Below are 22,552 nucleotides of genomic sequence, written 5' to 3' on the forward strand. Positions count from 1 at the left end.
GGGGGGCCCGACGGTGTGGTGGCGGCGGCCCGGCTGGTGGAGTGCGGCTGCGTCACGCCCGGCCGGCCTGGGTGGCTGGTGGATCGGCCCCGGCAAGCCCCACACGCCACCCCCTAGTGACCGCGCCCGCCGCGCCCCCCGTCGTACGGGTACTCCGTCTCCGCTTCCAGGGCGCGGCGGGTCTCCGGGCCGTAGACGCCTTCCGGATCGCCCTCGATGCCCCGGGAAGCCTGGTACTCGGCCACGGCGTCCTCGACGCGGCCGTCGTATTTGCCGTGGGACGGGCCGTCGTAGAGCCAGACCTGGTCGAGGCGCTGCTGGAGCTCGACGACCTCGGCGCCGCTGTCGCCGGGGCTGAGGGTCGTGACGCTGCCGGAGGCCGAGGTGGACGGGGTCGCCCGGGAGACCTGGAGCGACGCCCGGGCCGTGGTGGGCGGCGCGGCGGCGGAGGACGACGGGCTGCCGCCGGGCGAGGACGTCGCCGACGCGGACGTGGTGGGCCTGTCCGCGGCGGAGGACGCGGAGGAGCTCGGGGAATCGGGCGAGGAAGAGGGCCCGTCGGGGGCGACGGTCAGGAAGGGCGCGGGGCTCTCCAGGTCGGGCAGCGCCCGGTCCTGCCCGTCCTCCTCCCCGGTGAGCAGCCCGCCGGCGAACGCGGCGGCCCCGAGCACGGCGACGACGGCTGCCGCGGCGAGCAGCACCCCGGGCCCTCGGCGTCGCCCGCGCTCCTCGACCCGGCGGTGACCGGTCCCGGTCACGTACACATGCGTGTCCGCAACCGTGTCCGCAACCGTGTCCTCAGCCGTGTCCGCAACCGCGTACGCAGCCTCGTCCGTCGGCCCGGGGATCACCGGCAGGGGCGCGGTCGCCTCGCCGTCGCCGGGCGCGGCGTACCCGTACGGCGGCTCCGCAGCCCCGTCCGGTACCGGAAGCGAGGCCTCCGGCCCCGGCGCGGACGAAACCCCTGGCGCGGACGAAACCCCTGGCGCGGGCGGAATCCCCGGCACGGACGAAACCCCTGGCGCGGACGAAACCCCTGGTGCGGGCGGAATCCCCGGCACGGACGAAACCCCTGGCGCGGACGGCGCCGCCGGGGACGGGAGGCCCACATACGGGCGGATGCGCATCGGATTGAAGTCCTCCGCGGCCGTGATCTCCGCGCAGGCGCAGCCGCGGCCCTGGCCGGGTCTGCCGTCCGCGTCCACCTGTCTGCCGCATTCAGGACATATGTGTCCCGTCATCGTGGGTCCCCTCCCCTTGAGCTGCCTGCGATTATGCAGCCCATCCGGCGGCCGCCCCCACGGGCTCCCCTTCCGGCAGGCCATAACCGACCGGAACACCCAGGATGGGAGAAGCAGGAGGAGAAGCAGAGAAAGGGTGCTGCCGACCAGAGGAGTACTCCATGGCGCAGGAACTCAGGCACCCGGCCGTGAGCCCGGGCCCGGCGCCCGGCGAAGGGCAGAACCGCCGGACCGTTCTCGTCGCGATCAGTGCGTTGCTGCTCGGCATGCTTCTCGCCTCGCTCGACCAGACCATCGTCTCCACCGCCCTGCCGACCATCGTCAGCGAGCTCGGTGGCCTGGAGCATCTGTCCTGGGTCGTCACGGCGTACATGCTGGCCTCCACCGCCGCCACCCCGCTCTGGGGCAAGCTGGGTGACCAGTACGGCCGCAAGAAGCTCTTCCAGGCCGCGATCGTCATCTTCCTCATCGGCTCCGCGCTGTGCGGCATCGCCCAGAACATGCCGCAGCTCATCGGCTTCCGCGCGCTCCAGGGCCTCGGCGGCGGCGGCCTCATGGTGCTCTCGATGGCGATCGTCGGCGACATCGTCTCGCCTCGCGAACGAGGCAGGTACCAGGGGCTGTTCGGCGCCGTCTTCGGAGCGACCAGCGTGCTCGGGCCGCTGATCGGCGGGCTCTTCACCCAACACCTCTCCTGGCGCTGGGTGTTCTACATCAACCTGCCCATCGGCATCGTGGCCCTCTTCGTGATCGCCACCGTTCTGCACATCCCGGTGCGCGCGACCCGGCACACCATCGACTACCTCGGTACGTTCCTGATCGCCTCCGTCGCCGCCTGCCTGGTCGTCGTCGCGTCCCTCGGCGGCACCACCTGGGCCTGGGACTCGGCACAGATCATCGGTCTCGCCGTCCTCGGGATCGTCCTGCTCGTCGCGTTCGTGTACGCGGAACGCCGCGCCGCCGAGCCCGTACTGCCGTTGCGGCTCTTCCGGATCCGCACGTTCACGCTCGTCTCCGTCATCAGCTTCATCGTCGGCTTCGCGATGTTCGGCGCGATGGTCTATCTGCCGACGTTCCTGCAGGTCGTGCAGGGCGTGTCCCCCACCCTGTCCGGCGTGCACCTGCTGCCGCTGGTGTTCGGCCTGCTGATCACCTCCACCCTCTCGGGCCAGATCGTCAGCCGTACGGGACGGTGGAAGGTCTTCCCGATCGTGGGCACCGGCGTGACCGCCATCGGTCTGCTGCTGCTGCACCAGCTGACGGAATCCACCTCCACCTGGGAGATGAGTGTCTACTTCTTCGTCTTCGGCGCCGGACTCGGCCTGGTGATGCAGGTGCTCGTGCTCGTCGTGCAGAACTCCGTCAGTTACGAGGACCTCGGCGTCGCCACTTCGGGCGCGACCTTCTTCCGTTCCATCGGGGCGTCGTTCGGTGTCGCCGTCTTCGGCACGGTCTTCACGAGCGGGCTCCGCGAGAGGCTCGCCGACGCGCTCGCGGGGCAGCCGCTGCCGCCCGGTACCAGCCCCGCCGAGCTCGCCGCCGATCCGCGGGCCATTTCACAACTCCCGCCCGACCTGCGGCAGTCCGTCCTGCACGCGTTCGCGACCTCGATCACGGACGTCTTCCTCTATGCGGCGCCGGTCGTCGTCATCGCGTTCGTCGTCGCCTGGTTCCTGAGGGAGGACAAGCTGCGCGGCTCGGTCACCGCGCCCGAGGTGAGTGAGACTCTCGCCTCCAACCCGGTCCAGCGCTCCTCGTACGACGAATGCGCCCGCGCCCTGTCGGTGCTCGGCTCCCGCGAGGGCCGCAAGGCGATCTACGTCAAGATCTCCACGAAGGCCGGTGTGGGCCTGACCCCCGCGGCGAGCTGGCTGCTGCTGCGCATCAAACGGCACGGCATGGTCGAGCCGGGCCGGCTCGCCGATGTCACTCCCGTACCGATCAAGGCGATCACCGAGGCGTCGCGACAGGTGGAGGAGCGCGGGCTGGCCCGGCGCGAGGGACTGGCGCTGATGCTCACCGACAAGGGTGTCGAAGCGGCGGCAAAGCTGTCGGCGGCCCGGGAGGAGTCGCTGGCCGAACTGCTCGGCGACTGGTGGGGTCCGGACCGCCCCACGGACCTGATCCAGCTGGTGAAGGAACTCACCGCCGAACTCTGCGGCTCGGACGGCGAACGCCCGCACGTCGGCGCCCCGCATCGCGACCACCAGGCCTGGCACAACCGCTGACAATGTCCCGGGCTCGGGCTCGGGCTCGGGCTCGGGATCGAGCCTGGGTCTGTGCATGCCTGAGCCCGAATCTGAGCCCGAATCCGAGCCCGAATCCGAGCCTGAGCCACAGCCCGAGCCCGGTCAGAGGTCCTTGCCGTACCAGATCTCCATGTACGGACCCTCGCAGTACGCCGGGATCTCCCGGTAGCCGTTCCTCGTGTACAGGGTGCGGGCCTCGATCAGATCCAGCCGGGTGTTGAGCACCATGCGCCGCGCGCCCAGCCCGGCGGCCGCGGACTCCAGCGCGGCCAGCAGCAGGGGCCCGCCCCCGGACCCGCGGAACCCGGGCCGCACGTACACCCGCGTCAGCTCGGCGGTCCGCCCGTCCAGCATCAGCACCCCTCCGCACGAACCGGCCGCACCGCCGTACCGGCCCACGACGAACTCCCCGGTGGGGGCCGCGAGTCGCTCCACCCCGTCACCGGCAAGGCCCTCGTCGACCTCCGCCTCGGTCGCGGGCCGACCCCAGTAGCGGCCGGCGACCTCGGCGTAGTAGTCGCGCCGAAGAGTGGTGGCGGCCGGGGTGTCGAAGGGCTCGGGGAGTACGGACCAGGTCGTCATGTCGATCTCTGTACCTGATCCGGCGGCCGCCCGGCGAACGAATTTGGTGGCATGCGTCCGTGACGGCCGCCCGAGCAGGCGGTCCCATGATCGACGATCGACGGCCGGATCTACGTATACCTACGAGTCCGAGCACGAGTCCGAGCACGAGTCCGAGCACGAGCACGAGTCCGAGTCCGAGTACGAAGCCCACGAAGGCCGTCGCGTCGTGTCCCCGCCCCGGTCGGCACCGTTTCACAGCCTGAGCCGCACCGAAGCTCGGAGGACACCCGCCGAGTGCCGTCGAAGTACTGCCGAAGTACTGCCGAAGGAAAAGGAACGCACCTGATGCCATCCACCGCCTCCAGCGCCACCGCCTGGCTCGAAGCCCTGGAGCAAGCCGTTCAGCAGCGTAATCCTGGTGAGCCCGAGTTCCATCAGGCCGTACGCGAAGTGCTGGAGACGCTCGCACCGGTGATCAGCCTCCGCCCCGAATTCCGCGAGGCCAAGCTGGTCGAGCGCATGGCCGAGCCGGAGCGGCAGCTCATCTTCCGTGTGCCCTGGCAGGACGACCGCGGCGAGATCCACGTCAACCGCGGCTTCCGCGTGGAGTTCAACAGCGCGCTCGGCCCCTACAAGGGCGGACTGCGCTTCCATCCCTCCGTCAACCTCGGGATCGTGAAGTTCCTCGGCTTCGAGCAGATCTTCAAGAACGCCCTGACCGGCCTGGGAATCGGCGGCGGCAAGGGCGGCAGCGACTTCGACCCGCGCGGCCGGTCGGACGCCGAAGTCATGCGCTTCTGCCAGTCCTTCATGACCGAACTCCACCGCCACCTCGGCGAGCACACCGACGTGCCCGCGGGCGACATCGGGGTCGGCGGCCGGGAGATCGGCTTCCTCTTCGGCCAGTACCGGCGCATCACCAACCGCTGGGAGTCCGGTGTCCTGACCGGAAAGGGCACCGCGTGGGGCGGCTCCCACGTACGCACCGAGGCCACCGGCTACGGCAATGTGCTCTTCACGGCCGAGATGCTGAAGGTACGCGGCGAGCACCTCGCCGGCCAGCAGGTCACCGTCTCCGGCTCGGGCAATGTGGCCCTCTACACCGTCGAGAAGGCCCAGGCACTGGGCGCTCACGTCCGCACCGTCTCCGACTCGGCCGGATACGTCGTCGACGAGAAGGGCATCGACCTGCCCCTGCTCAAGCAGATCAAGGAGGTCGAGCGCGGCCGGGTGAGCGACTACGCGGCCCGCCGCGGCGCCTCCGCCCGCTACGTCGCGGGCGGCAGCGTGTGGGACGTGCCCACCGATGTGGCACTGCCGTCCGCGACCCAGAACGAACTGACCGCCGAGGACGCCGTCACGCTCGTACGCAACGGTGTGAAGGCCGTCTCGGAGGGCGCGAACATGCCCACCACCCCGGCGGCGGTCCGCGTCCTGCGCGAGGCGGGCGTCGCCTTCGGCCCGGCGAAGGCCGCGAACGCGGGCGGTGTGGCCACCAGCGCCCTGGAGATGCGCCAGAACGCGGCCCGCGACAGCTGGCCTTCCGCCCGGGTCGAGGAGGAACTGGCCCAGGTGATGCGCCGCATCCACGACACCGTCCACGAGACGGCGGAACGCTACGGCCGGCCCGGCGACTATGTCGCGGGCGCGAACATCACCGGATTCGAGCGGGTGGCGGACGCGATGCTGGCCCAGGGCCTCATCTGACACCACGCCGGTCTTGACACCATGCTCGCCCCCTGGCCCACCGTACGCGGGTCTGGAGTCAGGGGGCGGCGGTGGCGGACAGGCTCAGGACGAAACGATCCCCCTGGCCGATGCGACCGATGCGACCGATGCGACCGATGCGGCCGATGTGATCGATGTGACCGGCCTCCGGCGGGGCCGGACCGGACCGCCCTGTCGGCGTGAGGCCTCAGGTCCAGGGCCGCAGCTCGTATCGAGAAGTTGCTGGGCCTTGGAAGCGCGCTGGTAGTACACCCGGTTCCCCTCGCGAGTGCGCGTGACCAGCCCGACCCGATGCAGACGGCTGAGGTGATAGGACACCGTCGAGGGGCTCATGTAATGCCGTTCGGCCAGGTCCGTGGTGGTTCGGGGCTCGCTCAGGCAGTTCAGCAGAGCGAGGCGGGAGTGTCCGATGACGGCCTCCAGCGGCTGGCCGGCCCGATCGCCACCCGGCGCACCCGGCCCGCCCGGCACCCCCGGCCAACCCGGCCCGCCTGGACGGGATCCCAGTGGGGCTGCGGGATAGATGAGGCGGGCGCCGCGCTCGTTCCAGGGGTCGATGCAGAGCAGCCAGCGGGCGGTCAACGCCGAGGGGAAGAGGGACAGTCCCGCCTCCTCGCCCTGGTGGCTCAGATCGGCCTCGCACTCGCCGGCGAGGCTCAGAGTGCCGTCGCAGTAAGTGATCATCGGGTGCAGGGAGTTGAGGGCATTGTTCAGCCCCACCCGCGCGATGGCGCGCGTCCGATGCTCGATGTCGGCCTCCGCTCGCGCCAGGAGCGAACTCCATACGGGAGCGAGGCGGGCCTTCCAGAACTGCTCCAGCTCGCAGGCGGCCCGCTGGGCGAAGGCCCGCTCTCCCAGATCCACGAACTCCCGCAGCGCGGGCTGACCGGACGACCCGGGACGATCCCAATGGCCCGGCCGGGACAGCCCGTGCAGCACCCGCTCCAGCTCCCGGGTGATGACCGGGGCAGGGGAGGTGGCGACGTTGTGGAGCTCCGCTTCGAGGTCGGGGGCATGACCCGCGGCCGTGCCGGCGATCACGAAGTCCGGGGCGTAACCGCCGATTTCACGGCGCAGGGCGGAGAGCAGACGCAGCCGCCGTTCTTGAAGAGTCTCCGTGACGTCGTGGCCCGTGAAGTACGTGTGACTTGCGGCCTCGGGCTGGCCGGGGTGCAGCACGGCGGCCGCCTGCTTCAAGGGCGATATCACGAAGTGGGTCGCTGCCAGTGAGTCCGCGTTCAGGCGTAAATGAATCATCAACAATTCCCCCGTGGACAATTCACGACACATTCGAGTCTCCTCGAATCATATGTACGTGCCAACTGCCGGACGCTTGAATTACTGCTGTCACAGGCGAGTTCTTGTCACAAGGCAAGTGTCTGTGGCGTCACGGGGGGCACAGGTCACAAGCCACGCTCCATCACCGAAGACCATGACCACAGCATGGGGGAGATGACTGAAATGAAGCGCAAGCTTGCTCTCACTCTCGGCGTCGTTTCGCTGAGCACCGCGGGTCTGTTAGGCCTCGGAACCGCGACCGCAGGAGCCGCGCCCGCGGCCCCCGCGGCCCCCGCGGCACCTTCCGTGGCGTCCGAGGCTGCGGCGACTTCCGTGTCCTCCACCGAGATCGGTGCCAGGGCCGCCCAGTTCATCATCTACAAGGACGACAACTTCAAGAACGGCAAGTACCCGTTCCGCAGGTCCGACGGGTACCTGGGCAACAACAAGTGGATCGGCGGGGACCACGCAGGCCGGTCGGTCAACAACGGCGCGAGCTCGTTCAGGAACAAGACCGACCGCTGGGTCTACCTGTACGACGGCGTCGAGGACGGGCATGGCAGGTGCGGCGGGACGCCCTACAAGGCGGAGCCCCACACCTCGGACGACGACCTGACGCCCAACGGCTTCGACAACCGCACCAGCTGCGTCAAGTTCCAGTAGGAGCGCAGCGGGGCGGGGGTGCCGTGTGTCGCCGGCATCCCCGCCTCCGGCTCATGACCGTCAGGGGGACCACGTGTCATCGCGATCCGCCATCGCCGTCCTGGCGCTCCTTCTCCTTGGTACCGGGTGCTCTTCGGTGACGGACGAACCGTCGACGGACGAACCGTCGTCCGCACGGGAAGAACCGAAGGACCGAAAGGAACGGGAAGAAGCGGCCGTTTCCGCCGCACCCGTCGCTCCTGCTCTCCCCGCCGTCGGCGCGGAGGTGCGACGCCTCGTTCTGCCCTTCGACGCGTACGAAATGTCCACTCCGCAGATCCATACGATCGAGTCCGCCGAGGACCTCCTGATCCGCGACTGCATGCGTGCTCAGGGGATGGGATGGAAGGCGCTGCCCCGGCCGAGCGGCATTGACCGTCAACCGTCCAACCGGCTTCGCTACGGCCTCGTCGAACCGGAACTCGCCACACGCTTCGGCTACCACCTGCCACCGGAACATCCCGAGACAACCCGTCGTGAAGCGGCATGGGAGGCGCGGGAGAAACTGCCGGACCGGGAACAGCTGGCCGCCTTCGGCAAGGAGGGCGGAGGCGGATGCTGGAAACAGGCGCACGAAAGCCTGCGCCGAGGGCTGCCGCAAGTCGACCAGTCCCAGTTCAACCGGCGTATCGGTGCGGCATTCTCAGCATCCCGGCGCGACCCCGCGTACGCACGCGTCGTCCGCGAGTGGAGTGCATGCCTGAAGGAGAAGGGTTTCCGCTACGCCAACCCCCTCGCCGTCATGAGGGACGCCGAATGGGCAAAATCGACACGGCCCTCCCGGCGGGAAATCGCCGTGGCGCAGGCGGACGTTCAGTGCAAGCAGCAGACGGAACTCGTCACCGCCTGGGTCGCCGTGGAAACCCGAATTCAGAATGAAGTCATACGCAGCCACCCGGCGGAATTCCGTGCGAGGAAAGTCAGGAAGGACCACTGGCTCGCGGCGGCCCGCCGGGTCATCGAACGCGGCTGAATTCGTCCGCGCCCCGGCGGGCGGCGAGCGTCAGCCCTGTTTCGGGGCGGCCTGCTGTACGACCTCGAAGGACCACAGCGTGGACCCGCTGGCCGCAGGCTTGGGACGGTCGCCGCCGCCCTGGTGCGCCGCCTTCATGGGGCCTTCCATCCAGGCCTGAAAGGACTCCTCGTCGCGCCATCGCGTGTAGACGAGGTAGTCGTCGGTGCCCTCGACAGGGCGGAGAAGTTCGAACCATTCGAAGCCGTCGGAGCTCTCGACGGCGTGCGCGCGGGAGGCGAAGCGCTTCTCCAGCGTCTCCCGCTGCTCGGAGGGCACCGTCAGTACGTTGATTTTGACTACGCTCATACGGGCAGCATATGGGGCGGAACGCGGCGCTCGTAGGACGCGCACGCGACCGCCCCGGACGCTGACGGCCCCCGCTCGGCCGGTGACGGCCCCAGGCTCAGCCGGTGACGCGTGCCAGCAGGAATCCGTCGTATCCGCGCGCACCCACGGTCTGCACCGCCGTCGCCGTGAGCCGCGGGTTCTCCGCCACGAGCTCGAACATCCGGCGGGTCGCGCGGACCGCCGCGTCCTCGCTCGCGGCATCGGCCACCGCACCGCCGCGTACGACGTTGTCGACGATGATCAGGCTGCCCGGCCGGGACAGTTTCACCGCCCACTCGACGTAGTTCGGGTTGTTCACCTTGTCCGCGTCGATGAAGAAGAGGTCGAACGGGCCCGCGCCCTCCGCCTCCAGCTGCGCCAGGGAGTCGAGCGCCGGGCCGACCCGCACCTCGACAGCCTTGTCGAGACCGGCGCCGGCGAGGTTGGCGCGGGCCACGTCCGCGTGCTCCTGCAGGTATTCGAGGGAGATCAACTGCCCGTCGGCGGGCAGCGCACGGCCCAGCCAGATCGTGCTGTAGCCGCCGAGCGTCCCGATCTCCAGGATCTTCTGTGCGCCCTGGGCGAGGGCCAGCAGATGCAGCAGCTTGCCCTGGATCGGTGCGACGGCGATCTGCGGCAGCCCGGCCGCGTCACTCGCGGCCACTGCCGCGGTCAGGGCCTCGTCGGCCGGGGCCAGCAGATCGGTGAGGTAAGCGTCTACGGCGGTCCAATGCTCTTGAGACATATAGGAAACGTATCCCAGGTCTCAGGACAGCGGAGGCGGAACGTACACCTCCGCCGGCGGCACCACCGGCCGGCGGCGCCGTGCCCGTACCCGCAGCAGCACCGCCGTCACCACCGCGGCGAGCACCCCGCCGACCGTCAGCAGCCACACCGGCACCCCGGCGACCGTCAGCAGTTCGTTCTCGTACACCACCCGTCGGAACGGCGTATCGGCGTCGGCCGCCCGCAGTTCGTGGTCCCCGTCGATCCGCGACGGCTCCGGGAACTGCTGCTCGAACGCGGTGAGGAAGGCCGGCGCGCCCCCGGTCAGCCGGCCGACCGCGCCCCCGGATTCCACCTTCCCCGCGTAGGTCACCTCCGGCGCGTCCCCGCCGATCCGGTCCCGCGGCTCCATCCGGTGCGGCGCGAACACGTAGAGGCCCAGCGACTGGGGCTCGCGCGCGAGCCGTGACAGCCGCATCGGGTAGACCAGCCGCTCGCTCGCGAAGCGGATCCGCAGGGGGTCGAGCGTCCCGCTCAGCGTCGCGTCCGTACGGTCCGGCGCGAGCCGCACCGCCACGTACTCCCACTTCTGGTCGACGTACGGCTTCAGCTCGGGCGCCAGCCGGTCCGGCAGCTCGAAGCCGTTCTCGTCGAGCCAGCCGCCCAGTGCGTCCGGGTCCGTGGCCGTCAGCCGGGCCACGTCGAAGTCGCCGAGGCGCTCACGGCCGACGACGCCGACGGGTGGCGCGCCGGCTGCCCGAGGCGGTTCCGCGGCCCCGACGCCGTCCGTCACGTCGAAGGGCCAGTCGCCCTGGCGCGGCCAGAAGTAGTGCCGCGTCCGGTGCTCCGGGGCGGTGATCGCCTCCAACTGGTCGAAGAGCATGCCGTCACCGAGCTCGACCGTGGCGCGGCTGGGCACCGGCATGATCCAGGCGGCCCGCGGCGCGTTGCCGTCCACCGTGAAACGCATGACGATCTGTTCCGTACGGCCGTCCCAGTGAACCGCCGACGTCTCCCGTTCCACCGCCATCCGGGACGTCCCCTCCGGGATCATCGCCCCGCAACCGCACGCGTACGCCGGTGCGATCAGTGAGCCGAGCTGCAGCGCGAACAGCGCGCACACCACCAGCAGAATTCTGTTCATCCCCCGCATGCCCATTCGGACGACGCGATGGACCGTACGGTTCCGGACGTCGGCCCGAGGGGGCGCCCGCAGGGCGCCCCCTCGGGTGGATCGCCGCGTCAAGCAATGATCCGCCCACCGCGGCGGTCGCGCCATTCGATCACGCGACGACCGGCCCGCGGACCCTCTGCGGACCGGCCCGCAGAGGGTCTGCGGCTTACCTGCGCCGCTTACCTGCAGCCGCCGTATCGGGTGCAGGTCACGGTGACCTTGGGCGTATAGACCCCACCCCCGGTGTCCACCTGGTACTCCACCCGAACGCTGGTCGGTCCGTCAGCCACACCCTGGAAGTCGAGCTTCCCCTGGAAGGACCGGGTGTCCTTGTCCTCCGGCGGCGTCATGCCCGGACACAGTCCGCTGGACGAGCCCGTCCTCGTCGAACCGTCGGCTCCGGTCGCCGTGAAGTACGCCCTGCGGCAGCCGCTCACGACATGGTTGCTGCCGACGAACTGGACGGACTCGGCCTCCCACTTCAGGGCGCCGGTGGCCACACTGTTGCCGTAGTTCAAGGTGAACTTCGAATGCTGGACCACCGGCGGGATGTCCACCCTGGGCTGTAGCGCGGAGATCGAGACCATGTCGAAGACGCCCCAGTAGTCCTGGCCGTACTTGTCGTCGGGCCGGCCGGTCGACGTGTCCACGTGGGAGAACGCCTCGGCACCGACCCAGCCCTGGAACTGCCCGGAGTCGTCGATGACCTGCAGCATCGGTCGCGGGTGCGAGTTGTGCAGGTAGCAGTCGGCACCCTGGGCCAGGCCCTGGCACCAGTACTCCTCGGTGTTGCGCCGGCCGCCGCCGACCTCGCCGATGTACCGGACACGGTCGAGGTCCAGGGAAGCGCAGCCCGTGCCGGGCTGGAGGTACCCCATGCACGCGCCACCCAGGCAGCCCCTCCACGGGTCACTGGGGTTCTGGCCGTCGGTACCGCTGAACGTCCAGTCGCCGCCCGCACCCTCACGGCCCACGATGCTTGCCTTTGTGCCGTCCTTCCAGGTCACGTCCTTGGCGACGACGAAAGCACCCCGGTACCGCTGCGCGTTGTAGCGCGGGTCGGTGCGGAGCTGGTCCATGGAAGCGCGAGTCGCCGAACCCAGTTCGGCGTTGCTCCCGTATCCGATCCCGAAGGTGGCGCTGTAGTCGGAGAAGTCCCCCTCGGTTCCGTCCTCCGGGATCGTCACATTCGGGGCCTTGTCCGCCGTGTACGCGCCGTAGTACGTCGAGCTGACGATCCGGGCCACCCCGCCGTCGGCCAGGCCCGTCTCCACGTTCCAGTATTCGGTGAGCGCCTTGGGGAGCACCGTACCGGCGGTATTCTTGGTCCAGGTCACCGTGAGCCGGTCGCCGACCAGGTCGAAGGTGCCGCGAAAGCCCCCTGTCGGGCTGCCGCCGAAGCCCTGAACCGTCCTGATGTCGCATACCGGAACGTCGCCGCCGCAGTTCGCGTCCGGGATGGCGGTCTCCCGCACCGGCCGGTCCTGCTGGCTCCAGTTCCAGTAGTTGGTCTCGACGGTTCCGTCCGTCTTGAAGACGTAGTACCCGAGCCGGACCCAGTTGTGGAAACTCGTCTTGGACGGAAGGTCCAGGCCGCCGACCGAGACGACCCAGTTCGCCTTTCCGCCCGGCAGCGCCGGTGCCGCCTGTGCGGCGCCCGCGGGCAGCACGAGCATCGAGACGAGGAGCGCGAGCATCCCGAGCAGCGCCCCTGCGCCCGTTCTCGCGGCACGGCCGTACGTGTTGTCTGTCATCGTTCCCTTCCCGCTTCCCCCGGACCTGACCGTGGGAAAGCGCTGAGCGCGATGAAACCACGTGCCCGCTCACGCGGCGTGTGAGCGGGCCGGCACCCGCCGGGGGTGTGAAACTACGCGGCACGGCGCCGCATCCTGCTCGGAGGGCTTCATGGCAGATAACCGGGCCTGCCGTGGAGCATCGGTTGCCTGCACAACCTCGCATTGGCCGGGTGAGCAGCCTGCGCGGACCGTCGCTCAGCTCAACGTCAAGTGCACGAGATCGACTTCGCCCAGGAGGTCGGTCAACGCACCGACCACATCGACGTTCTGGTCAACAACGGAGCCCGCTGGCTGGACGGCCCGGACCTGTTCTCGGCCTCCGACGAGGACGTGGCCGACACCCTCGCCTCAGGTGGTACGGGCACCATCCTGGTGACGAAGAACCTGCTGCCACTCCTGCTGGCCTCCGCCCGCCCCGATGTCATCACGATGATCTCGGACTGCGGTGTGCCCGGGGCCCGGCACTCGACGGCGCACGAGGCGTACTACGCCGCCAAGCACGCCCAACGAGGCTTCACCGAGTCCCTCTCCCGTCGACTGCGGCCACGAGGAGTCCGCGTCATCTCGCTGTTCCCGCCGGACTTCGACAGTGCCCGCGACCCCCTGTCGCCGGAGTGGGACGCGACACCGCGCGGCGCCCATGACCCCCTCGCCGCGCAGTCCCTGCTCGACTGCATCACCTTCGCGATCCAGCAGCCACGGGACTGCTACATCAACGCCTTCCACTTCGAATCCATGAGCCCGTCCACCACAACGGCAGGATGACGGCTCAGCCCTGGACCACCGGGTGCTCACGGCACTCGAACCAGACGGTCTTGCCGGGCGCGCCGCTCTGCTCCACCCCCCACTTGTGGACCACCGCGTCCAGCAGCGCCAGCCCGCGCCCCTTCTCGGCGTCGGGGGACGCGCTCAGCATGCGGGGGAGAGCGGGGAACTCGTCGCGGACCTCCACCCGGACACCCGCCGGGCAGCGCTCGATCACGAGCGCGCAGCGTCGGTCCGGGACGTGGTGGACGACATTCGCGAGGAGTTCGGTGAGCGCGAGCGCGGCGTCGTCGGCCAGGCCCGCCATGCCCCACAGGGTCAGGTAGCTGCGGAGGATGCGGCGTACATGACGGGCCGAATGGTCTCCGACCGTGAAGTGCATGCCGTAATGGGGGGCGGGGGTGGGGGCGGGGGCGATGTCTTCGTTCACGGTACGAGAGTGGGGTCGGGCGGCTACTCTCGGCTACTGACCGAATACAACCCGTCCTGGAGTGGGCGGTGTTGCGTACGAGGGGGTACGGCGTGACCCACATCAACGTCCTCGACCCGGGCGCCTCGCCGCTCGACTACTACGGCTACGAGCTCCGTCGCTACCGCGAAGCGGCCGGGCTCACGCAGAAGCAGCTGGGCGCGATCATCAGCTACACGGGGTCGCTGGTCGGGCAGATCGAGACGGCGCGGAAGCTGCCGACGGAGGCGTTCAGCCAGGCCGTGGACGCGGCGCTGGGGACGGGTGGGTTGCTGACCCGGATGCTCGGGCTGGTGCTGCGCAGTCAACTGCCCGGATGGTTCCAACAGGTGGCCGAGTTGGAGGCGCGCGCGACGGAGATCTGCACCTTCCAGACGCACATGGTGCACGGGCTGCTGCAGACGCAGGCGTACGCCCGCGCCGTCCTCGGCGCCCTGGACCGCAGCAAACTCGACGACCGCACGACGGTCCGGCTCGCGCGGCAGCGCATTCTGGACACGGGCGAGCCGCCCGCGTTCTGGGCGATCCTCGGGGAGGCGGCGCTGTGCCAGGAGATCGGCAGCCCGGTGGTCATGAGGGAGCAACTGGCCCAGCTGTTGGCGTACGAGGACGACCTCCGTGTGAACATCCAGGTGCTGCCGTTCTCGGCGGGAGCCCATGCCGGTCTGCAAGGCTCATTCAACCTCTACCGCTTCGCGGGCGACCCGGCCATCGTCTACACCGAGGGCTATGGGGCTGGGCATCCGACGGCCAACCCGGACACGGTCAAGGACTGTTCGCTCCGTTACGATCACCTCCAGGCCGCCGCCCTGTCCATCAAGGACTCGGCCGCGCTGATTCGGCGCACGATGGAGGATCGCTATGGGGAGCAGCAACTCACATCTGACCGGCGCCCAGTGGCGTAAGTCCAGCTACAGCGGCGACCAGGGGGGCGACTGCGTCGAGTGCGCCCCCCTCGGCGGCGCCGCCTGGCGTAAGTCCAGCTACAGCAGCGACCAGGGCGGCGAATGCGTCGAGGTCGCCGAAGCCCCCCACCTCGTCGCCGTCCGCGACTCCAAGGTCCCCGACGGCCCGCACCTCACCCTCACCCCGGACGCCTTCAGCGCCTTCGTCGACTCGCTGCGCTGATGTGCTGACGGCTCCCGGTGGTCAGGCGAGACCGTCTCAGGCGGGACCGCCCGGCCGCAGTGCGCCCGACGGGCGGCCCAGAGTGAAGCCCGCGAAACCCCACATCAACGGTCCCGTACAGGTCAGCTTCCCGCCCCCGGAACCGCCAGCCGGGGTACGGGCTGGTCAGGGCCGGCTCGCGGGCACTGTGTCCTTGGCCACCAGCGTGTCGCCGGCCCAGCAGAGCCGGTAGAGGTCGACCTGGTCCAACAGGTCGCGGCCGGAGCGGTAGTACTCGCAGACGGTGCCGGGCGGCCGGGGTGCGGAACGGGCGTGGTCGGGCGGGTGGGGGAAGGCGCGGGGCGGCAGCAGACGGGCGAGTTCGGCGCGGGGCCGGCCCGTCTCCAGTTCGTCGAACCGGGACGGCGGCAGCACGCTCGTCGTCAGTTGCCAGGCCAGGTAGACGGCGGCGGGCACGAAGAACGCGGCTGCGGCGACGGGGGCCGCGAAGGCGGCGAGCGAACGGCGGCGGGTGGCGCGCCGGAGGTCGGCGAGCCGCCGGGCGGACTCCGGGCTGGTGCCGGTGTCCGGGTCCCGGTTCGTGTTCATGCCGGTACGCGGGGCCGTGCGGGGGGCGCTCTCGACCGCCCACGCGGACCCGTCGTCCGTCCCCCGGGTCCAGGACGGCATTCCGGGCCCTGTCCCGGCCGCCGACGCCGCTTTCGCGGGGCGGGCCGGGGGCTGGTGCGGGAGGACGGCGGTGACGCGGAACCCGCCCTGGTACGGGCCGGCCCGCAGCGAGCCGCCGAGGACCGTAACCCGCTCCCGCAGCCCCGTCAGCCCCTGCCCGCCGGCACCGACTCCGGCCGGCGGGCCCTCCGCCCGGTGCGCCGGCCCGTCCGTCGGCGGGGCGGCGTTCACCACGCTCACGCGGGTGCGGTCGGCCTCGTGCGTGATCCCCACCAGCACCGCGCCGCCTGGCGCGTGCTTCACGGCGTTGGTGAGGGCCTCCTGTACCACCCGGTACATCCCGCGTTCGACCAGGGGCGACAGCGCGGGCACCGGCCCGCGCCCTTCCCACCGCACCGGCACCCCGGAGGCGACCGCGCGGCCGAGGAGGTCCTCGACGGTGTCCGCGACGGGCAGGCCCGTGCCGACGCCCGTTTCCGTCCCCGGCGGGTCGCGCAGCACGGCGACGGTCTCCCTCAGCTGCTCGACGGCGTCCGCGATCGTCCCGCGCAGTTCGGCAAGGTCGGCGCGGTCCTGTTCGGTGAGGTCGGGGGAGAGCTCCAAGGCCCCGGCACGCAGGGCGACCAGGCTCAGGGCGTGGCCGAGGGAGTCGTGCATGTCGGCTGCGATGTCCGCGCGTTCGGTCAGCCGCGCCCGCTCCGCGACCAGGTGTTGCCGCTCTTCCAGACTCCGGGCCAACCGCCATCCCTCCCACACGAGTTCGCGCCGGCCGCGCCAGTGGCGTCCGGCCAGCCACGGCAGCAGGAGGGCGGTGGGCAGCACGGTCAGCGCGTAGAACCACCACACGGCCTGCGCCCGCAGCACGGCGCACGCCGCGAGATCGACCGCCAGGCACCCGGCGAGCACCAGCAGCGGGCCCCGGGCCGCGGCGACCCGGGCGCCCAGCAGACAGCTCAGCGCGGCCAGCGACAGGACGTGGGCGTTGGCGGGGGTTGCGGAGTCGGCCAGGCCCAGCGCGCACAGCCCGTTGACGAGGAACACTGCGGCCCCCGGCCGGCGGCGGGACAGCGGCGCGGCCACCGCCAGGACGGCCAACGGGAGCAGTAAATCCGGGCCCGGCGAGGCCGCGCCGGTGTCCCGGAACCCGTAGCCGGTCGCGGCGGCGAGCACGCCCGACAGGGTCACGTCGCCGAGCACGGACCTGGCGGGGGGTGTGCGCCTGCGCCACATGGTGCGTCGACCGTCCTTTCCGATGGATGTCCTCACCTGCCCGGGTCGATTCTGTGGGGTGGGCCGGGACGCCCGACCACCCGGTGGGCGTCAAGAGGCGCCCGGGCGGGGGCCGACAGGGGGTCAGGCGTCCCGGCGACGCAGCACGTACAGGCCGATCAGGTGCGCCGCAGCGGCCCACGCCGCCACGATCAGGACCGCCGTCGCCGGCGCGAGCGGGGCGTCGACGCCGGCGCGCATGAAGTGGTTCCCCGCGCCGTGCGGCAGACGGTCGTTGACGGCCGAGAGCTGCGCGCTGCCGAGGCCCAGGAGCACGCTTGGCAGCGCCCACAACAGGGTGGCCAGGATCGACAGCGCGCCGGCCGGGTGGCGTGTGGCGAAGGCCACCCCGACGGTCAGCACGGCGACGAGCGCCTGGTAGACCCCGACGGCCAGGACCTGCCCGAGGGTCGTGTCGGCCTCGAACGAGGCCCGTCCGCCGAACGACCCCCAGGCCACCGCCGTGCCCACGACTGCGAATGCGATGCCGGCGACGAACGCGACCACGGCCGCCACCAGCGCCTTCGCCGCCTGGACCCGATGCCGCCGGGGCACCCACAACAGTGAAGCCCGCACACTCCCCGTCGAGTACTCGGAGGTCACCGCGACCGTGGCCAGGACGACGACGGTGAATTGGACGAGGATGGCGGAAGAGGCCGCCGCGTTACCGACGGGCTGGACCGGATGCCCGTTGATGCGGGCGATCGAGGCGTAGTAGAAGGTGAATACCCCGGTCATCGCGAGACCCGCCAGCAGACAGAGGGAGGGGGCGCGGACCGACCACAGTTTGGTCCACTCCGAGGCGACCGCCCCGGCGAAGCCACCGGCGGTGCTGTGGCCCAAGGTGTCGGGCGCGGCCCCGGGCAGGTCCGTCCGGTCGCCGTGTGCCGCCGTGGTCACCGTGGTCCCCCCTCGTTCTCCGTGTCGGCCGTGCTCGTGCCGGCTTTGCCGGTGTCGGTCGCGGGCATCGTGGTCGCGCCCATGCCGCCCGTCGCGTACTCGACGCTGCGCGCGGTCAGGTCCATGTACGCCTGCTCCAGCGAGATCCGGACGTCTCTCAGCCCGTGCAACCGGACGCCGCAGTGGTGGGCGAGGTCGCCGATCTCGGCGGCGCCTCGGCCCTCGACGGTGAGTTCGCCGGACGCGGACGTCTCGACGCTCACCCCGTCGGCCGCCATCAGGCGGCGGACCAGCGTCGCCCGCTCCTCGGGGTCGGGCACCGAGGCGCGCGCCGACACAGGGGAGGCAGCGGCGAGGAACTCCGTCATGGAGGTGTCGCTCAGCAGGCGCCCCCGTCCGATGACGACGAGGTGGTCGGCCGTCAGCTGCATCTCGCTCATCAGGTGGCTGGAGAGGAAGACGGTGCGTCCCTCCGCCGCCCGGTCGCGCACGAGTCGGCGGATCCACCGCACGCCGTCCGGATCGAGGCCGTTGACCGGCTCGTCCAGGACCAGCACGGGCGGATCGCCGAGCAGGGCGCCCGCCACCCCGAGCCGCCCGCTCATGCCGAGCGAGTACGTGCCGGCCGGGCGCCGGGCCGCCTTGGTCAGACCCACCGTCTCCAGCACCTCGTCCACGCGGCGCACCGGGATGCCGTTCGCCCGGGCCTGGGCGACAAGGTGCGCGCGGCCGGAACGGGCCGGGTGGACGGCCCGGGCGTCCAACATCGCCCCGACCGCGCACAGCGGCCGGCGCAGGTCCGCGTAGGGCCGGCCGGCTATCAGGGCCCGCCCGCGCGTGGGATGGTCCAGGCCCAGGATCATGCGCATCGTGGTGGACTTCCCGGCCCCGTTGGGGCCGAGGAAGCCGGTCACGCGGCCGGCCCGGATGTCGAGTGTCAGGTCGTCCACGGCGAGGGTGCCGCCGTAGCGTTTGGTGAGTCCTCGGAGGGTGATCACGGGGTTCCTTCGCTGTCGCTCGCGGAGTGCGGCATACGGAACGCGGAATGCCGACGGCAGGTGGCCGCCGGCGGACGCGTGATGGGCGCCGCCCAGGGCGGGCCGCCGCGTTCTCGTACGGAAGCGACGCTAAGAGTCCGCGGCGCCGGGACCCATCGGTCGATCGGCAGCAGCCTCCTGCCTTTCGTCGGGGGTGCACTCCGCCCCGGGACGGATCTCCGGGGATCGCCGTTCGCACGGTCGCGCGCCGGCCGTAGGCTCGCCGCGTGGAAGAGACGACACTCAGCAGCCGACCGGTCCGGGTCCTGGTGGCCGACGACGAGGCGATGGTCCGGGCCGGGGTGCGGGCCATCCTGACCCGGGACCCGGGTGTCGAGGTGGCCGCCGAGGCGGGCGACGGGCACGAGGCCATCGCGCTCACCCGCCGACACCGGCCGGACGTGGTCCTGTTGGACATCCAGATGCCCGGCCTGGACGGACTGACGGCGGTGGCACGGCTCCACCGGGAGCTGCCGACGGTCGGTGTGATCATGCTGACGACCTTCGGTCAGGACGAGTACGTCACCCGGGCCCTGGGGGAGGGCGCCGACGGCTTCCTGCTCAAGGCGGACGACCCGAGGGAACTGCTCAACGGGGTGCGGGCGGTGGGAGCCGGTGGAGCCTACCTGTCCCCGCGGGTGGCCGGTCGGGTCATCGCCGGGCTGCGCGCGCACCGAGCGGCCCATCCCCACCGGTCGCTGGAGCGGCTGACGGAACGGGAGCGTGATGTGGTGGCCGGGCTCGGGGCCGGGCTGTCGAACGCGGAGATCGCGAGCCGCCTGCACCTGGTCGAGGGTACTGTGAAGGCGCATGTCAGCGCCGTGCTCGGGAAGTTGGGCGCGCGCAACCGGGTGGAGGCGGCCATCGCCGCGTACGAGGCCGGCCTGGTCCCGCCGAGCCACCGCTGACCCGGCCGTTTCCTTTGGCGCCGTCAGCGAAATCACCTTGCTCAGGCTGCTTGACACACAGCGGCGCTGTCAGGTGAGTGCCCACGAGACCTGGACCCTCACCCAGGCCGTTCCGGAGCAGTAGCCAATCCGGCATTCCGTACCGTTCGTGATCACGGCAATTCGGCGCGTAATTAGCGGGGTTGACGGAATCTCAATTCAAACCCAGATCTAGATCTCGATCGGATTACGACATCCTTAAGTGGGGCTGGACCGCAGGGGGGCGAGGTGCGCAACTTCCTTATTTGCAAGTCAAGTTGACGGTTCATCAATTTAATAGCGCTGGTTACGGGGTGACTTCCGAAAGGGGTGATCCCATATGTCTGAAATATTCGCTTATTTGTTCTGGCAAGCTTCCGCGCACCATTCCCTGACCAAGGAAGAGGTGCAATCTTGCCTGGACGTCGAAGACTCCAGAAGCCTCAGCGTCGTAAGTCCCGCCGACTCATAATCGGCACGGCCGCCGTCGCCGTGATGGCGGTCATGGGCGTAGTGGCGTACGAGGTGACGCAGCCGGGAACGGACACGAACCGCCCGCTGCCGCTCGCCCAGGGGGACACCGCCGGAGAGCCGGTCGCGGCGCCGGAGCCCGCGAAGGAGCCGGCCCGCGAGAAGGAGCCCGAGCCGCTCAAGGAAGTCCCGAAGAGCGACACCGAGCGGGGCATGGTCTACGAGGGGTTGAAGCCCGCGCCCGAGGGGGATCCGTGCGCGGGGGTGTACCGCACGTCAGGCGGCAACTGCACCCATGGCCCCGACGCCCCTCCGAAGGGCGTGGACATCAAGAAGGACACTTCGCCCGCGGTGAAGGCGGCCGCGCCCGCCGAGGACCCGACCAAGGCGGGGAGCGCGAAGTCGTCCGGGGGTGAACTTCCCCGCACCGCCGCGCCCGCACTCGACGGCGCGGCCCGGAAGGCCGGCGGCCCTCCCGCCGCCGGAGGTTCGGCATCGAACGCTCCCGCGGCGAACGGCCCCGCCGGGCAGACCGTGCAGTGCGACAGCGACGGCAACACCGGCAACCGCGTCCAGGTCGTGTACGCGCACGCCCCCGGAAGGGACCGGTACGCCGAGTACCTCCCGTCGTTCCGCAAGTGGGCCGCCGACGCCGACCTCATCTATTCGGAGAGCGCCAAGGACACCGGCGGTGTCCGGCACATCCGCTACGTGACGGCCGCCGACTGCACACCGACGGTGCTCAACATCGAGCTCCCGGCGTCCGCGCTGGCCGAGTTCAGCGCCACCAACAGGGCGCTGGCCGACAAGGGTCTCGACCGCCGCGACCGCAAGTACATGATCTTCGCGGACACTCAGGTCTACTGTGGTATCGGCACCTTCGCCGGTGACGAGCGTCCGGGCCAGAGCAACCTCAGCAACTTCGGCCCCTCCTACGGCCGTACCGACACCGGCTGCTGGGGCGGACACACCGCGGCGCACGAACTCGGGCACAACCTCGGTGCGGTGAACAACAGCGCTCCCAACACCAGCAGGGGCGCGCACTGCACGGACGAGTGGGACGTCATGTGCTACTCGGACAGCCCGTACTACCCCAAGATGCGCAGTATCTGCCAGGACGGGGAGTACGAGAACCGTCTGGACTGCAACCACGACGACTACTTCCACACCAACCCCAGGCCGGGCAGCTATCTGGCCACGCACTGGAACATCGCCGACAACCAGTTCCTGATGAGGGCCGCCACCGGGACCACCCCGAACCCCGGCCCGACCCCGAGCCCGACGCCGACCACGGGGCCCACCCCGCGGCCCACGCCGACGAACGGATCCGGCGCCGGACCCGACGTCACGGTCGGCCAGATCGCCCCGGACTCCGCCGTCGCCGGCTGGAAGCCCGTCAACGGCGCGGTCTGGTACCAGATCTTCCTGAACGGCCAGGCCGTGGGCTGGGTGCAGACGACCAGCGTCCGCGTCTACAACCTGAAGCCGGGTACGGACTACACCGTCGCCGTCTCGGTGCGTGACTCCTCCGGCCGGGACAGCGGCCGGGGCAGGGCGACCTCGTTCCGTACTGCGGGCGGCGATGGCGGCGGCACGACGCCCACGCCCGCCACGCGCTATCTGCTCACCAACGGTGCGACCGGGGCAGCCGCGGAGATCTGGGGCGGCCACAGCGCGGACAACACCGTCCTGGTCGGCTCGCAGCGCAACGGATACGCCCAGCAGCAGTGGTACTTCGACGGCGCGGGCAACGGCTACAGCCGCATCCGCTCGGCCGTCTCGGGCAAGTGTCTCCAGGTCGGCGGCACCCCCGCCTCCGGCATGTGGGTGGCGCAGCAGCCCTGCCGCGACATCGCGGCCCAGCGGTGGAGGATCGCCGGCAGCGGCGGCGGGGTGAAGGTGACCGCCGGCGACAGCGGCTACGTCCTCGGCGTCAGCAACCGCCCGTACTACGGGTCCTGGCTGATCGAGCTGCAGAACGCGGCGGGCGCACCGGCCCAGGTGTGGACGGTCCAGAAGGCGTCCTGAGTCTCCAGGGCTGCCCGAGGGCCTGTCTTCCGGATCTTGCCGGGGGCGCGCCTCGGGCCGGGCGGGGGGGGGGGGGGGCGCGGCGCCGGG

General features: G+C 70.7%; 20 protein-coding genes. 9 read left to right on the plus strand and 11 right to left on the minus strand.

The annotated features are described in order from the left end of the window. Nucleotides 1-113 precede the first annotated feature (113 nt). Nucleotides 114-1,007, minus strand: coding sequence for a peptidoglycan-binding domain-containing protein (locus ACWGI8_RS16060; RefSeq protein ID WP_453661364.1), 894 nt, complete (start codon nt 1,005-1,007; stop codon nt 114-116). Between the two features lie 395 nt (nt 1,008-1,402). Between ACWGI8_RS16060 and ACWGI8_RS16065 the strand changes: the two genes are divergently transcribed. Beyond that, on the plus strand, nt 1,403-3,469 hold the full coding sequence (locus ACWGI8_RS16065) for an MFS transporter (RefSeq protein ID WP_453661366.1): 2,067 nt from the start codon (nt 1,403-1,405) through the stop codon (nt 3,467-3,469). A 123-nt stretch (nt 3,470-3,592) separates the two neighbouring features. Here the strand turns inward: ACWGI8_RS16065 and ACWGI8_RS16070 are convergent, their stop codons facing one another. Continuing rightward, the gene (locus tag ACWGI8_RS16070) at nt 3,593-4,072 is read right to left on the minus strand and encodes a GNAT family N-acetyltransferase (protein WP_453661368.1); all 480 of its coding nucleotides are present in this window, start codon (nt 4,070-4,072) and stop codon (nt 3,593-3,595) included. A gap of 327 nt (nt 4,073-4,399) precedes the next feature. On the opposite strand from ACWGI8_RS16070, the gene gdhA reads away from it, so the two are divergent. Further along, nucleotides 4,400-5,761 (plus strand): NADP-specific glutamate dehydrogenase, encoded by a 1,362-nt coding sequence (gene gdhA / locus ACWGI8_RS16075; RefSeq protein WP_453661369.1) that lies wholly within the window; start codon nt 4,400-4,402, stop codon nt 5,759-5,761. Nucleotides 5,762-5,845: 84 nt separating this feature from the next. Here the strand turns inward: gdhA and ACWGI8_RS16080 are convergent, their stop codons facing one another. Further along, nucleotides 5,846-7,039, minus strand: a complete 1,194-nt coding sequence (locus tag ACWGI8_RS16080) for an ArsR/SmtB family transcription factor (protein ID WP_453661370.1) — start codon at nt 7,037-7,039, stop codon at nt 5,846-5,848. Between the two features lie 195 nt (nt 7,040-7,234). On the opposite strand from ACWGI8_RS16080, the gene ACWGI8_RS16085 reads away from it, so the two are divergent. Beyond that, complete coding sequence (locus ACWGI8_RS16085; protein ID WP_453661371.1) at nt 7,235-7,723, plus strand: hypothetical protein; 489 nt, start codon at nt 7,235-7,237, stop codon at nt 7,721-7,723. Between the two features lie 301 nt (nt 7,724-8,024). After that, nucleotides 8,025-8,735: a hypothetical protein gene (locus tag ACWGI8_RS16090; protein WP_453661372.1), complete on the plus strand. Its 711-nt coding sequence runs from the start codon at nt 8,025-8,027 to the stop codon at nt 8,733-8,735. 30 nt (nt 8,736-8,765) lie between these two features. Here the strand turns inward: ACWGI8_RS16090 and ACWGI8_RS16095 are convergent, their stop codons facing one another. From ACWGI8_RS16095 to ACWGI8_RS16110, 4 genes are all read right to left on the minus strand, one after another. Then, entirely contained in the window at nt 8,766-9,083 is a 318-nt protein-coding gene (locus ACWGI8_RS16095; protein ID WP_453661374.1) for an antibiotic biosynthesis monooxygenase family protein, read from the minus strand. 97 nt (nt 9,084-9,180) lie between these two features. Next, nucleotides 9,181-9,849, minus strand: coding sequence for an O-methyltransferase (locus ACWGI8_RS16100; protein ID WP_453661376.1), 669 nt, complete (start codon nt 9,847-9,849; stop codon nt 9,181-9,183). A 21-nt stretch (nt 9,850-9,870) separates the two neighbouring features. After that, complete coding sequence (locus tag ACWGI8_RS16105; protein ID WP_453661393.1) at nt 9,871-10,983, minus strand: DUF2330 domain-containing protein; 1,113 nt, start codon at nt 10,981-10,983, stop codon at nt 9,871-9,873. Nucleotides 10,984-11,183: 200 nt separating this feature from the next. Continuing rightward, complete coding sequence (locus ACWGI8_RS16110) at nt 11,184-12,758, minus strand: hypothetical protein (protein ID WP_453661378.1); 1,575 nt, start codon at nt 12,756-12,758, stop codon at nt 11,184-11,186. Nucleotides 12,759-13,010: 252 nt separating this feature from the next. Between ACWGI8_RS16110 and ACWGI8_RS16115 the strand changes: the two genes are divergently transcribed. After that, complete coding sequence (locus ACWGI8_RS16115; RefSeq protein ID WP_453661379.1) at nt 13,011-13,565, plus strand: SDR family oxidoreductase; 555 nt, start codon at nt 13,011-13,013, stop codon at nt 13,563-13,565. A 4-nt stretch (nt 13,566-13,569) separates the two neighbouring features. Here the strand turns inward: ACWGI8_RS16115 and ACWGI8_RS16120 are convergent, their stop codons facing one another. After that, nucleotides 13,570-13,995: an ATP-binding protein gene (locus tag ACWGI8_RS16120; RefSeq protein ID WP_453661380.1), complete on the minus strand. Its 426-nt coding sequence runs from the start codon at nt 13,993-13,995 to the stop codon at nt 13,570-13,572. Between the two features lie 92 nt (nt 13,996-14,087). Here ACWGI8_RS16120 and ACWGI8_RS16125 point away from each other — a divergent pair, with 92 nt between their 5' ends. After that, nucleotides 14,088-14,939, plus strand: a complete 852-nt coding sequence (locus tag ACWGI8_RS16125; RefSeq protein WP_453661382.1) for a helix-turn-helix domain-containing protein — start codon at nt 14,088-14,090, stop codon at nt 14,937-14,939. Continuing rightward, a complete protein-coding gene (locus ACWGI8_RS16130) occupies nt 14,896-15,162 on the plus strand; it encodes a DUF397 domain-containing protein (RefSeq protein WP_453661383.1) in 267 nt (88 codons plus the stop codon). The genes ACWGI8_RS16125 and ACWGI8_RS16130 overlap by 44 nt, the downstream gene beginning before the upstream one ends. A gap of 165 nt (nt 15,163-15,327) precedes the next feature. Here ACWGI8_RS16130 and ACWGI8_RS16135 read toward each other — a convergent pair whose 3' ends face one another. The 3 genes from ACWGI8_RS16135 to ACWGI8_RS16145 form a co-directional block, all read right to left on the minus strand. Continuing rightward, on the minus strand, nt 15,328-17,061 hold the full coding sequence (locus ACWGI8_RS16135; RefSeq protein ID WP_453661385.1) for a sensor histidine kinase: 1,734 nt from the start codon (nt 17,059-17,061) through the stop codon (nt 15,328-15,330). Between the two features lie 123 nt (nt 17,062-17,184). Beyond that, complete coding sequence (locus tag ACWGI8_RS16140; protein WP_453661387.1) at nt 17,185-18,000, minus strand: ABC transporter permease; 816 nt, start codon at nt 17,998-18,000, stop codon at nt 17,185-17,187. Next, nucleotides 17,997-18,998 (minus strand): ABC transporter ATP-binding protein, encoded by a 1,002-nt coding sequence (locus ACWGI8_RS16145; RefSeq protein ID WP_453661389.1) that lies wholly within the window; start codon nt 18,996-18,998, stop codon nt 17,997-17,999. The genes ACWGI8_RS16140 and ACWGI8_RS16145 overlap by 4 nt, the downstream gene beginning before the upstream one ends. A 266-nt stretch (nt 18,999-19,264) precedes the next feature. On the opposite strand from ACWGI8_RS16145, the gene ACWGI8_RS16150 reads away from it, so the two are divergent. Beyond that, nucleotides 19,265-19,945, plus strand: coding sequence for a response regulator (locus tag ACWGI8_RS16150; protein ID WP_453661390.1), 681 nt, complete (start codon nt 19,265-19,267; stop codon nt 19,943-19,945). A 432-nt stretch (nt 19,946-20,377) separates the two neighbouring features. Next, nucleotides 20,378-22,462 carry an RICIN domain-containing protein gene (locus ACWGI8_RS16155; RefSeq protein WP_453661392.1) on the plus strand — a complete coding sequence of 695 codons (2,085 nt, stop codon included), beginning with the start codon at nt 20,378-20,380 and terminating at the stop codon, nt 22,460-22,462. Nucleotides 22,463-22,552: the final 90 nt, after the last annotated feature.

The sequence above is a fragment of the Streptomyces sp. NPDC054841 genome (genome assembly GCF_053611045.1).